13 protein-coding genes are annotated in these 12,224 nt (G+C 65.1%); 7 read left to right on the forward strand and 6 right to left on the reverse strand.

The genetic code is table 11. The features are described 5' to 3' along the window. Positions 1-15 precede the first annotated feature (15 nt). Genes V6Z91_RS09240 through V6Z91_RS09260 form a run of 5 tightly spaced genes read left to right on the forward strand, consistent with a single transcriptional unit; the run spans position 16 to position 5,604 of the window. Positions 16-1,191, forward strand: a complete 1,176-nt coding sequence (locus tag V6Z91_RS09240) for an AAA family ATPase (RefSeq protein ID WP_338769511.1) — start codon at positions 16-18, stop codon at positions 1,189-1,191. A 16-nt stretch (positions 1,192-1,207) separates the two neighbouring features. After that, on the forward strand, positions 1,208-2,554 hold the full coding sequence (locus tag V6Z91_RS09245) for a CpaF family protein (protein ID WP_338769513.1): 1,347 nt from the start codon (positions 1,208-1,210) through the stop codon (positions 2,552-2,554). 9 nt (positions 2,555-2,563) lie between these two features. Then, a complete protein-coding gene (locus V6Z91_RS09250; protein WP_338769515.1) occupies positions 2,564-3,538 on the forward strand; it encodes a type II secretion system F family protein in 975 nt (324 codons plus the stop codon). Beyond that, on the forward strand, positions 3,535-4,479 hold the full coding sequence (locus V6Z91_RS09255) for a type II secretion system F family protein (RefSeq protein WP_338769517.1): 945 nt from the start codon (positions 3,535-3,537) through the stop codon (positions 4,477-4,479). The genes V6Z91_RS09250 and V6Z91_RS09255 overlap by 4 nt, the downstream gene beginning before the upstream one ends. A gap of 21 nt (positions 4,480-4,500) precedes the next feature. After that, positions 4,501-5,604 (forward strand): tetratricopeptide repeat protein, encoded by a 1,104-nt coding sequence (locus tag V6Z91_RS09260; RefSeq protein WP_338769519.1) that lies wholly within the window; start codon positions 4,501-4,503, stop codon positions 5,602-5,604. An 18-nt stretch (positions 5,605-5,622) separates the two neighbouring features. Here V6Z91_RS09260 and V6Z91_RS09265 read toward each other — a convergent pair whose 3' ends face one another. From V6Z91_RS09265 to V6Z91_RS09275, 3 genes are all read right to left on the reverse strand, one after another. Then, positions 5,623-6,387, reverse strand: coding sequence for a DUF2807 domain-containing protein (locus V6Z91_RS09265; protein ID WP_338769521.1), 765 nt, complete (start codon positions 6,385-6,387; stop codon positions 5,623-5,625). 32 nt (positions 6,388-6,419) lie between these two features. Further along, entirely contained in the window at positions 6,420-6,626 is a 207-nt protein-coding gene (locus tag V6Z91_RS09270) for a hypothetical protein (protein ID WP_338769523.1), read from the reverse strand. A gap of 186 nt (positions 6,627-6,812) precedes the next feature. Next, complete coding sequence (locus V6Z91_RS09275) at positions 6,813-7,889, reverse strand: tartrate dehydrogenase (RefSeq protein ID WP_338769525.1); 1,077 nt, start codon at positions 7,887-7,889, stop codon at positions 6,813-6,815. A gap of 88 nt (positions 7,890-7,977) precedes the next feature. On the opposite strand from V6Z91_RS09275, the gene V6Z91_RS09280 reads away from it, so the two are divergent. Then, the gene (locus tag V6Z91_RS09280) at positions 7,978-8,877 is read left to right on the forward strand and encodes a LysR family transcriptional regulator (protein WP_338769527.1); all 900 of its coding nucleotides are present in this window, start codon (positions 7,978-7,980) and stop codon (positions 8,875-8,877) included. Between the two features lie 194 nt (positions 8,878-9,071). On the opposite strand, the gene V6Z91_RS09285 is transcribed toward V6Z91_RS09280, so the two are convergent. Genes V6Z91_RS09285 through mscL form a run of 3 tightly spaced genes read right to left on the reverse strand, consistent with a single transcriptional unit; the run spans position 9,072 to position 11,392 of the window. Beyond that, on the reverse strand, positions 9,072-9,761 hold the full coding sequence (locus V6Z91_RS09285) for a DUF2461 domain-containing protein (RefSeq protein ID WP_338769530.1): 690 nt from the start codon (positions 9,759-9,761) through the stop codon (positions 9,072-9,074). A gap of 10 nt (positions 9,762-9,771) precedes the next feature. After that, on the reverse strand, positions 9,772-10,929 hold the full coding sequence (locus tag V6Z91_RS09290; RefSeq protein WP_338769533.1) for a Do family serine endopeptidase: 1,158 nt from the start codon (positions 10,927-10,929) through the stop codon (positions 9,772-9,774). A 37-nt stretch (positions 10,930-10,966) separates the two neighbouring features. Beyond that, on the reverse strand, positions 10,967-11,392 hold the full coding sequence (gene mscL, locus V6Z91_RS09295) for a large conductance mechanosensitive channel protein MscL (protein WP_338771779.1): 426 nt from the start codon (positions 11,390-11,392) through the stop codon (positions 10,967-10,969). Between the two features lie 222 nt (positions 11,393-11,614). On the opposite strand from mscL, the gene petA reads away from it, so the two are divergent. Next, positions 11,615-12,223, forward strand: a complete 609-nt coding sequence (gene petA, locus V6Z91_RS09300; RefSeq protein ID WP_338769536.1) for a ubiquinol-cytochrome c reductase iron-sulfur subunit — start codon at positions 11,615-11,617, stop codon at positions 12,221-12,223. Position 12,224: the final 1 nt, after the last annotated feature.

Genomic DNA, 12,224 nt, shown 5'->3' on the forward strand with positions numbered 1-12,224 from the left:
CTAAGGATGATAGCCATGAAAGCCCTGATGATCAGCAACGACAGCCTGCTGCACGCCGAGCTTGCCGCGCAGGGTTCCGCGCGGCTGCCGGCGGTGCAGGTGGTCGCGTCGCGCCAGGACCTGCGCGACGCCACCGACCGGTTGCTGCCCGAGCCGCCGGACCTCGTGATCCTCGATGCCAGCGGCGTCGAACCCTCCGAGTGGCCGCTGGTGGAGCGCCTCACGCGCCTGTATCCGGAGGCCACCGTCATGCTGCTGGCCCGCAATGCGCACCAGGACTTGCTGATCCGCGCCATGCGTGCCGGTATCCGCGAAGTGCTGCAGCTGCCGCTCGTACACCGTGCCTTCCACGAGGCGATGGACCGCATCGAGATCGAAACCGGCGTGACCCGCATGCGCGACGGCAAGGTGCTGGCCTTCATCGCCTGCAAGGGCGGCAGCGGCGCCACGTTCCTTTCCACTAACTTCGGCTTCGCCCTCGCCGCGCTGGCCGAGAAGAAGGTGCTGCTGATCGACATGCACGGCCAGTTCGGCGATGCCACGCTGTATGTCTCGGACCAGAAGCCGGCGATGACGCTGTCGGATGTCTGTGCGCAGATCGGCCGGGTGGATGCCGCATTCCTGGAGTCGAGCCTGGTGCAGGTGACAAGCAACTTCGGCGTGCTGGCAGGTGGCGACGACCCGAGCCGCACGGTGGACATGAAGCCCGAGCACATCGACACCATCTTGCGCGTGGCGCGTCAGCACTATGACTTCATCGTGCTGGACGTGGGGCGGCAGATCGATGCACTGTCGCTGCGCGCGCTGGACAGCGCGGACACGATCTACCCAGTGCTGCAGCTGGCGCTGCCGGATATCCGCGATGGCCGGCGCCTGCTCGACATCTTCCGTTCGCTGGGCTATCCGGCCGACCGCACGCGGCTGATCGTCAATCGCTACGAGAAAGGCGGCAAGCTGCGGCTTTCCGACCTGGAGCAAGCATTGGGCGCGATCGTGGTGCACACCGTGCCGAACGATTATCTGTCGGCCACCGATTCCGTCAACCAGGGCATTCCCGTACTGCAGCTCTCGCGCACCAGTCCCGTCGCGCGCAGCCTGGGCGAGCTGGTCGAGCTGGTCACGGAGCGGCGCGTCGTCGAAAGCAAGGGCCTGTTCGACCGCCTGTTCGGTCGCAGCGGTTCCGAACAATGAGCAAAGGAGTCATACCATGAGTTTGCGCGAACGCCTGGCCCTGGCCGAGGAAGCCCGCGGCACCGGCAGCACGGTGCCCGCACAGTCGCAGCTGGCCTACCAGGAATTGAAGGCCACCATGCACCAGCTGATCCTGGATCGCATCGACCTGGAACGCCTGAAACGCCTGACTGCCGAGCAGTTCAAGCACGAGCTGGCGCTGCTGGTGCAGCGCATCATCGAGGATGAACGGATCGTGCTCAACCAGGCCGAGCGCCATCATCTCGTGCTGGACATCCAGCACGAGATGCTGGGCTTCGGCCCGCTGGAGCGGCTGCTGTCCGACAACGGCGTCTCCGACATCCTGGTCAATACGCACAAGCAGGTCTACGTGGAGCGGGGCGGCCGGCTGGAACTGACCGACGTGACGTTCACCGACAATGCGCACCTGATGAAGATCATCGAGAAGATCGTCTCGCGCGTGGGCCGGCGCGTGGACGAATCGAGCCCGATGGTCGATGCGCGCCTGCCGGACGGTTCGCGGGTGAACGCGATCATCCCGCCGCTGGCCGTGGATGGGCCTATCCTGTCGATCCGCCGCTTCTCGGCCAATCCGCTGACGATCCAGAACCTGATCGAAAACAAGAGCCTGACGCCGCCGATGATGGAAGTGCTGCAGGGGCTGGGCCACGCCAAGGTAAATATCCTGATCTCGGGCGGCACCGGCAGCGGCAAGACCACACTGCTGAACGTGTTGTCCGGCTATATTCCGCCATCCGAACGGATCGTGACGATCGAGGACGCCGCCGAGCTGGCGATGCGGCAGCCACACGTGGTGCGCCTGGAAACGCGCCCGCCGAACATCGAGGGCAAGGGCGAGGTGAACCAGCGCGCGCTGGTCCGCAATGCGCTGCGCATGCGGCCAGACCGCATCATTTTGGGCGAGGTCCGCGGTCCCGAAGCGCTGGACATGCTCGGCGCGATGAACACGGGCCACGAAGGTTCACTGGCCACGATCCACTCGAACACGCCGCGCGACGCGTTGTCGCGGCTGGAAAACATGGTGGGCATGTCCGGGGTGAACCTGACGCCCCGTGCGACGCGGCAGCAGATCGCCTCCGCCATCACCGTCGTGGTGCAGGTGACGCGCATGACGGACGGCACGCGCAAGCTCGTCAGCCTGCAGGAGGTCACGGGCATGGAGGGCGACGTCATTTCGATGCAGGAAATCTTCCGCTTCGAGCAGACGGGCGTGGACGCCGCCGGCAAGGTCAAGGGCCATTTCTATGCGACGGGCGTGCGGCCCCGCTTCGCCGAGCGGCTGAAGATGTTCGGGGTACCGGTGGCCGACAGCGTGTTCGACCCGGACCGCGTGTTCGAGTAGGAGAGCGCCATGGACATGCTCTTCACCGCGTTCGCGGTGCTGCTGTTCGCCGCCGTGATCTTCATGGTGGAGGGGGCCTGGATGTGGTGGAGCACCAGCCGTGGCGGTGGTGCGCGCCGGATCGCGCGCCGGCTCAACCTGATGACCGGGAACGCCGAACGTGCCGAGCGCATCAGCATCCTCAAGCAGCGCAAGTATGCCAGCTCGCCGGGACTCGATGCCTGGTTGCACAAGGTGCCGCAGCTGGCCGACGTCGACCGGTTGCTGCTACAGGCCGGTGTGCGCTGGCAGGTTGCGCAATTCCTGGGTCGCTCGGCGGCCGTCTTGCTGCTGGCCTTGCTGCTGCTTGCCGTCGTCCCGGTTCCCTTGCCGGCGGCATTGGCTCTGCTGGCCGGCGCCATCGCGGCGCCCTGCGGACTGCTGCTGAACCTGCGTGCCACGCGATTGAAGAAGATCGAGCACCAGTTGCCCGAGGTGGCCGACTTCCTTGCCCGCGGTCTGCGCGCCGGCCATTCCTTCGCCAACGTGCTGAAATTGGTTGGCGATGAAATCCCCGATCCGATCGGCGCGGAGTTCAAGGCCACCTATGAGGAAGTCAATTTTGGCGTGCCGATGAATGAAGCGTTGCACAACCTGGCAAGCCGCATTCCGCTCACCGACCTGCGCTATTTCGTGCTGGCCGTGCTGATCCAGCGCGAGTCGGGCGGCAACCTGGCCGAACTGCTGGGCAATATCGGCAGGCTCACGCGCGCCCGGCTCAAATTGCTGGGGCAGGTCCGCGTCCTGTCGGCGGAAGGACGCATGTCGGCGTGGGTCCTTGGCCTGCTGCCGCTGATCATGCTGGTCATCCTCTCCATCGGTAATCCGGAATACGCCGCTGTGTTATGGACGACCGAGGCCGGCACCAAGCTGCTGGGGGGCAGCGCTGTCGCGATGGTGCTGGGCATCATGTGGATGCGCAAGGTCGTGAGGATACGGGTATGAACGCCGCACAGATTGCTTTCCTGCTGATCGTTTTCGTCGTGGTCGCGGCGGTCGCGCTGGCCGCGGTGGCGATTTTCTCACCGGTCCCGCTGCGCGACCGGCTGCGCATGAACCGGCCCGACGACGGGCAGAAATCCGAGCAAACACAGGGGCAGTGGGTGGAACGCGTGGCGCGCGCCGCCAAGCCGCTGACCAAGCTGTCGCTGCCGGAAGAAGGGTGGGAGCGTTCGCCACTGCGAACAAAATTCATGAATGCCGGCTGGCGCGACGCCTCGGTGCCCACGCTGTATTTCGCCGCCAAGACCGTCCTGTCGCTGGGCGCACCCGCGATCGCGGCGATCGTGGTGATCGGTACCTCGGGCGGCATGCTTTCCAAAAATTGGCTGGGGGTGCTGTTTCTTTGCGCGGCTGTCGGGTATTACCTGCCCAATGTGGTGCTTACGCGTATCGTGGATCGGCGCCAGCGCGAGATCTTCGAGAACGTGCCGGATGCGCTCGATCTGCTGACCGTGTGCGTGGAAGCGGGGTTGTCGCTGGATCGGGCGTTGACGAAGGTGGCCGCCGAGATCGACGTCAAGAGCACCGTACTGGCACACGAGCTGCAGCTGGTCTTGATGGAGATGCGCGCCGGCTTCTCGAAAGAGAAGGCATTGCGCAATTTCGCCCTGCGCACCGGGGTCGAAGAGGTGGACACGCTGGTGGCGATGCTGATCCAGGCCGAGCGCTTTGGCACCAGCATGGCCGACTCGCTGCGTATCCATGCGGACAACCTGCGCCTCAAGCGCTCGCTGATGGCTGAAGAGGCGGCGGCGAAGATCGGCCTGAAGCTGCTGTTCCCCCTGATCTTCTGCATGTTCCCCACCCTGATGGTGGTGCTCGTGGGGCCTGCGGGAATCCAGTTGGTGACGGTGGTGCTGCCGGCAATGAGCGGCCAGGAATGACATGAACTCAAAGGGGGCGGCATGAAGAACACAGGCAAACTGGCGAGTGCGGCGTGCGCGGGCATGCTGCTGCTCGCCTGCGGCGGCCAGGCCACGAAGACACCGGTACCGTTCGCGAGCGCGGATGCCTACTATGCGCTCGGCCGGGCGGAGCACGCGGCGCGGCGATTCGCCCAGGCACGCCAGGCATGGGAACAGGCTTTGCGGGTCGACCCCCGGCATGCGGACGCCCGCAACGGCATGGCGGTGTTGCTGGCCGAGCAGGGCGACTATGGCAAGGCGACGGCGCTGTGGCGCGCGCTCGTGGAGGAGGGCAAGGCGCTGCCCGCCGCGGAGCGGGCTTTCCTGCTCGGCAATCTCGGCTATGCCCTGTACCTGCGCGGGGAACAGGAAGAGGCGCTGGCGCTGCTGGAGCAGGCCTGCGTGCTCGATCCCCGGCAGCCGGTCACATGGGAGCACCTGGCCGCCGTGCTGGAAACGCTGGGCCAGACCGAACGGGCGCTGAAAATGATGAAGCAGGCGCGCACTTTGCGTACCCATGACATCGGCCGCGATTACGCGGTGGTTGGCAGGAGCGCGCCCGCCGTCGCGCCGCAGCCGCAGGTGCAGGCCGTCACGCCGTGGCCCGCCGGCATGCCGCGCACCGAAGTGCATCGATCCGGCGGCGTATTCGAAGTGCGCCGGGTTGCCGCGCCGGTTGCGTCATCCGACCAGGCGGCCGTGCCGACCGCCGTTCCGGATACATCCATCGCACCAGCGGAGGGGCAGGCTGGCATGCGCCTCGAGATCAGCAACGGCAATGGCATGCGCGGCATGGCGGCCGCCTGGGCACGTCGCCTGCAGGGGCCGCAGTGGAAATCCGTGCGCCTGACGAATGCGAAGCCGTTCAATGTCCTGGTAACGCGCATCGAACACGGCGACGCTGCCGACGCGGGCATCGTGGCGCGCTCGCTGGCGGAACGGCTCGGCGTGCCGGCCCCCCGCGTCGTGGCGGCCCGCATGCCGGAGGATGGCGCACGGGCGGCGCAGTTGCGCATCGTGCTGGGCTGGGACCAGCGCGCCGCTTCCGCCCAGGCGGAGAAAAAATCCGCGCAGGGCGCGGTGGCGCGCCCTGACGCGGGGTGATTTGCCGGTCCTGGAAAATCAGTGCCAGTTCACGTGGCCCAGGCCGCGCGCGCTGGCGCTGCGGCTGGCCGGCTTGCCGTACACGGTCGCCGAGCCCAGGCCGGTCAGGCGCAGGTTGGCGGAACTCTTCGCGAACACGGCCGCGCCGCCGAGGCCTGTCATGTCGACCTCGACGCTGTCCGATTTCAATTGCTGCGCATCGAGGCTGCCGACGCCGCCCAGGCGCGCGCGCAGGCTGCGGCTTTCGCCGCTCACGACCATCTGTCCCGCGCCACGCAGGTTCAGTGCCACGCTGTCGGCCAGCCCGGTATCGACGGTCATGGTGCCGGCGCCGTTCAGGTGGGCGTCCAGGGAGCGGTATTGTGCCCGCAGGTGCATGGCGCCGGCACCGTCGAGCGCCAGGCGCAGGCGCTCGCCCGAGAAGCCGCGCACGTCGGCCGAGCCCACGCCGGCCGACACGATTTCCGACAGGTTCGGCAAGGTCAGTTCCGCGTGCAGCGCAGGCCGGCTAAGGTGGATGCCGCGCAGGTCGGTGCCGATGCGCAGCGTGTCGCCGCGCTGGATCACCACCACCTTCGGCAGGTAGCGGCGCTCGCCCGAGATCACCAGTGCCGGCTGCGGGCCCTGCTTGAGCTTCAGGTCGATCACGCCATCGAGCACCACCTTCACGACGCGCGCGTCGACGGCGCGGGACTCGCTGATGATGTCGGCCGCCTGGACCGTGCCGGCTGCGTGCACGTACAGCGCCACGGCCATCATCGTTGCGTTGACAAACTTGTTCATCAGGATCTCCGCTCGTCAGGCTGGTCCAGCGCTCACAGCGCGGCTTTTTCAGCAGCGGTCAGCCGTTTCGCGGTGACCTTCACCACGGCCATCGGCGCGCCGTCGGTGGCGACGGCGTACACCTTGGGCTCGGCGGTATCGTGGCCGATGCGCTCCACGGCGGCGCTCGCGATGCCGGTCGCGCCGACGATGACGACGGAGGCGAGGAAGATGGTTTCCATGTGCTTGGCGATGTTCATGATGCTCTCCTGTGAGTGTCCGATGGGTCTGGCCTTGGCACCCAGTGTTCAAGAACTGCGTGCCGTTGATTGGACTATAGGGAGCCCCGGGCCTGTCCACCATGGGCATGCGACGAACGGCCGATTTCGCGAGATGAACTGCTGTCACGGCGGGCGATCGCGCCCGCCGGATGAGGAAGGATCGGTTCAGATGAGGGATGCGATGGCCTCGCCCATCTGCGTGGTGTCGGCCGAGCCTTTCATGTCGGGCGTATGCGGTCCGTCGCGCAGCACCTGTTCGATTGCGGCCATGATGGCGTCGTGCGCCTCACTGAAGCGCGCGTCGCCATTGCCGAGGAAATCGAGCATCATCGCGCCGCTCCAGATCATCGCCACCGGGTTGGCGATGTTCTTGCCGTAGATGTCCGGCGCGGAGCCGTGCACCGGTTCGAACAGCGAAGGCAGCGTGCGCTCGGGATTGAGATTGGCCGATGGCGCGATGCCGATCGTTCCCGTGCAGGCAGGGCCGAGGTCGGAGAGGATGTCGCCGAACAGGTTCGAGGCCACCACCACGTCGAAGCGCTCCGGGCTCAGCACGAAGCGCGCGCACAGGATGTCGATGTGGTACTGGTCCCACTTCACGTCGGCATACGCGGGCGCCATCGCCTTCACGCGCTCGTCCCAGTACGGCATGCTGATCGAGATGCCGTTCGATTTCGTGGCCGAAGTCAGGTGCTTCTTCGGCCGCGATTGCGCCAGCTCGAACGCATACTTGAGGATGCGGTCCACGCCCTTGCGGGTGAACACCGATTCCTGCAGTACCGTCTCGCGCTCGGTCCCCTCGAACAGGCGGCCGCCGGCGGCCGAGTACTCGCCCTCGGTATTCTCGCGCACCACGTAGAAATCGATGTCGCCCGGCTGCTTGTTTGCCAGCGGGCAGGGCACGCCGGGCATCAGCCGCACCGGGCGCAGGTTCACGTACTGGTCGAACTGGCGGCGGAACTGGATCAGCGAACCCCACAGCGAGACGTGGTCGGGCACCGTGTCGGGCCAGCCGACCGCGCCGAAATAGATGGCATCGAAGTCCTTCAGCTGGGCAAACCAGTCGTCGGGCATCATCTTGCCGTGCCGCCGGTAATAGTCGCAGTTGGCCCATTCGAACGTGGTGAATTCCAGCGGCAGGTCGAAGCGCCGCGCCGCCGCATGCAGCACGCGCAAGCCTTCCGGCATCACTTCCTTGCCGATGCCGTCGCCGGCGATCACGGCGATGCGTTGAGTTTTCATGGGATCTCCTCTCGTTGAATGCGTCCAGCATAGCGTTTTTACAGCACGGATATAATCCAGTCTTTCGTAACTCGACTGTTCACGAATCGTGAAGAATATGCCCCAGCTGGACGATCTGCAATTGTTCTGCACCGTCGTGCGGCTGAAGAGTTTTGCCGGCACTGCCCGTACGCTGGGCGTATCGAACGCCTTCGTCAGCAAGCGGATCGGGCTCCTGGAAGACGCGCTGGGCGTACGCCTGCTGCACCGCACCACCCGGACCGTGGCGCTGACCGAGCAGGGGCAGGTGGTGCACGGCTGGGCGCTGCGCATCCTCGAAGACGTGGAACAGATGGGCGAGGCGGTATCCACCGAGAAGATGGCGCCCGGCGGGCTGTTGCGCATCTGTACCAGTTCCGGCTTCGGGCGCAACCGTGTGGCGCCTGCCCTGTCCGCGCTGGCCAGACGCTATCCCGCGCTCGAGATCCAGCTCGAGTTGCTGGACCGCTCCGTCGACCTGATCGGCGAGGATTTCCACCTCGATATCCGCGTCGGCCGCGCCCACGAGCCGCACCTGATCTCGCGCCGCATCGCCGACAATGCGCGGGTCCTGTGCGCGGCGCCCGCCTACCTGGCGGAATGCGGCACGCCGGCAACGCTGGCCGACCTGGCCACCCACCGCTGCATCGTGATCCGCGAGCGCAACGAGGATTTCGGGCGCTGGGTGCTGCACGGCCCGCACGGGCCCGAATCGGTGAAGGTGAGCGGGCCGCTATCGGCCAGCAATGGCGAAGTGGTGCACGGCTGGGCGCTCGATGGCCACGGCATCATCCTGCGCTCGGTCTGGGACGTGGGACCGGCGATCGCGCAGGGCGAACTGGTGCGCGTGCTGCCCGCTTACGAACAGCCCGCCGACGTGTGGGCGATCTACCCATCGCGGCTGTCCACGTCGGCCAAGGTGCGCGTGTGCGTCGAATTCCTGGAAGCTTGGCTGCGCCAAAACCGGTGACAGCCACCGCTTTTTCAGAAACATTTCCCAAACTCCGGTGACGGGCACCGGGTCTTTTGAAACATTTCCTGAGCGCCGGTGACAGGCACCGGTTTTTTCCAATATTTGCCGGGAAGGACTCGCTGGGCCGGTAATCGGAGCCTGTCACCGGTTTTTTTTGCAACATTTTGGCGGAGAGCGGCTGTGGCGTGGGCTTACGCTTCCTCTTCCTCGACCTTCGCGGCGCGCATCCACTGCACCAGCGGCAGCGCATCCTTGAAGCCGCCGGCGATCATTGGCACGAGCGCGTCGGGATCGTTCAGGTCCAGGTCGACATCGGTCCACACGAAAAAGCTCTTCAGCTTGATGAACTCGATGTGCTCGTGGTCGGGGTCGAAGCCCTTCGGCGGGCGCTGCAGCTTGCCTTCGTTCTGGATCGTGCCGTAGGTGGCCTTCAGGCCGCGGCTGTTCAACGCCTTGCGAAAGCCCGCAGCATCTTCAACCATGTGCCGGCGCAGCGCGCGCAGCCGGTGCGGCGGTGGCATGTACTCGCCCGCGCCAAACTGCAGCTGGCCATGGCCGTTCAGCTGGAAGTAGTAGGTGGGCCCGCCGGACTGGCTGGGGCGCCGCAGGTCGTTCGGTGCGATCGCGGCGGAGAAATTGTCCTTGTAGGGCCGCTTGTCGTGGGCGAACCGCACATCGCGGTTGATGCGGAAGATCGCCTTCTTCGGATTGCAGAACTTGACCTCGGGGTCGAACTTGCCGGTTGCCGCGATCACCTCGGTGACGAGGGCGAGGAATTCCTCGCGCAGGATGTCGTAGCGCGGCTTGTTCATCACGAACCAGGGACGATTATTGTTCTCGGCCAACTCTTGCAGGTAGCCGTTCAGGTCACGCAAATGCATTCGGTTCCTTCTACTTCTTGGGGACTGGGCGCTTGCCCACGGTGATTGCCAGGTCGGCCTCGCGGTTCTTGCGCAGCACGCGCATCGTGGCCTTGCCGCCCGGCTGCAGTTGGGCGATGAGGTTCAGCATCTCGTTGGTGTCGCGCACGGGCTTGCCGTCCACGGAGAGCAGGATGTCGCCCGGTTTCATGCCGGCCTTGTCGGCCGGGCCGTTGCGCACGACGCCCGCGATGATCGCACCGCTCTCGCGCTGCAGGCCGAAGCTTTCCGCCAGCTCGGGCGTGATCTCCTGCGACTCCACGCCGATCCAGCCGCGCACTACATGGCCGCTCTTGATGATCGATTCCATGACCGTCTTGGCGGTGCTCACGGGGATGGCAAAGCCGATGCCCACCGAGCCGCCGGTCTGCGAATAGATGGCCGAATTGATGCCCAGCAGGTTGCCGTTGGTATCGATCAGCGCACCGCCCGAGTTGCCGAAATTGATCGCGGCATCGGTCTGGATAAAGTTCTCGAAATGGTTGATGTGCAGGTTGTTGCGGCCCAGCGCGGAGATGATACCCATTGTGACGGTCTGGCCCACGCCGAACGGGTTGCCGATCGCGAGCACCACGTCGCCCACCTTGGCACTGTCCACATTGCCCAGGATGATCGCCGGCAGCTGCTTGAGCTCGATCTTGATGACGGCCAGGTCCGTTTCCGGGTCCGTGCCCACCAGCTTCGCGGAAGACTTGCGTCCGTCCGCGAGCACGACCTCGATCTCGTCGGCCGCTTCCACCACGTGGTAGTTGGTCAGGATGTAGCCGTCCGGGCTGACGATCACGCCCGAGCCCAGGCTGTTCTGGTCGTCCTCTTCTTCTTCACCGTCGCGGTCGCCGAAGAAACGCTTGAAATAAGGGTCGCGCAACAGCGGATGCTTGTCCGGCATCGCCTTCGAGGTGAGGATGTTGACCACGGCCGGCATAGCCCGGCCGGCAGCCGTGCGGAACGAATTGGGCGTGGGTGCCGGCGCCGCCACGAGGGCCGAGGCCGGCTGCGATGGGGTGCCGAGCTGTTGCACGGTACCGGGGCGCACGGGCGCCCAGTCGGGCCGCACGGCGGAATACACGAAATACAGTGCCAGAACGATGGTCACCGCTTGCGCAAACAATAACCAGAGTCGTTGCATGGCTTACCTGTGAGGATGGCGGCTCGTCGCCGCTCGGTTATTTTTTCAGGGCGTCGCGGATCTCGCGCAGTAGCACGACCTCTTCGGCGGCGGGCGCCGGCTCGGCGGGCTTGGCTGGCTCCTCGAGCCGGTGACGGGCCTTTTGCACCAGCCGCACCATCTGGAAAATCACGAACGCCAGGATGAGGAAGTTTAACAGGATGGTGAGGAAATTCCCGTAGGCGAGTACCGCGCCCAGCTTCTTGGCTTCCGCCAGCGGCAGGTTCGGGTCCTGGTTGTTGAGCGGAAGGTAGTAATTGGCGAAATCGAGCCCGCCGATCAGCTTGCCGATGGGCGGCATGATGATGTCCTGCACCAGCGAATCCACGATCTTGGAAAAGGCCGCGCCGATGATGACGCCGACCGCCAGGTCGATCACGTTGCCGCGCATTGCAAACTGCTTGAATTCCTGCATCATGCCCATGGCTTCCTCCTGCGTAATAAGGGTATTGCCGGATGATACTGTTTTTTCAATAGGTAACCCAAGCGTTCGGCAGCACTTCATCATGCACCGCACCATTCGCAACCATTTTTACTATTGCAACCTTTCGCTTTGATGAGTGTTTATGTTCACTTATAATTTTGTGTTGCTAGAGGTCTGTTGTCGCTTTACAAATATTCGAATTTTTATAAGATTGGGGTTTGTATGAGCATTGAGAAGCAGGTCGATCCCAGCCGGCGAGGTCTGTTAGCAGCCACCTGCGCCGCCGGGGGCGTGGTAGGGCTCAGCACCGCAGGCGTTCTCGTCAGCACGTTCCAACCATCCGAGCGCGCAAAGGCCGCGGGCGCGCCGGTCGAAGTAGACATTTCCTCCCTGGCCCCCGGCGAAATGGTCACCGTCGAATGGCGCGGCAAGCCGGTATGGATCCTGCGCCGCACGCCGCAGATGATCGCCTCGCTGAAGCAGACCGACGCGCAGGTCGCCGATCCCGGTTCGAAGCGCAATCCCGACGAATTCACTCCCGAGTACTGCATCAACGAGGCCCGCTCCCGCAAGCCGGAATACCTCGTCGCCATCGGCATCTGCACCCACCTCGGCTGTTCCCCCTCCACCAAGTTCACCCCCGGCCCGCAACCGTCGCTGCCCGACGACTGGGCCGGCGGCTTCATCTGCCCCTGCCACGGCTCCACGTTCGACCTGGCCGGCCGCGTGTTCAAGAACAAGCCGGCGCCGGACAACCTCGTGGTGCCGCGCCACATGTACCTGAGCGATACCCGCATCCTGATCGGCAAAGACGAGAAAGGCGAGGCATAAG

The organism is Massilia sp. METH4, from assembly GCF_037094685.1.
GTDB lineage: Bacteria > Pseudomonadota > Gammaproteobacteria > Burkholderiales > Burkholderiaceae_D > Rugamonas.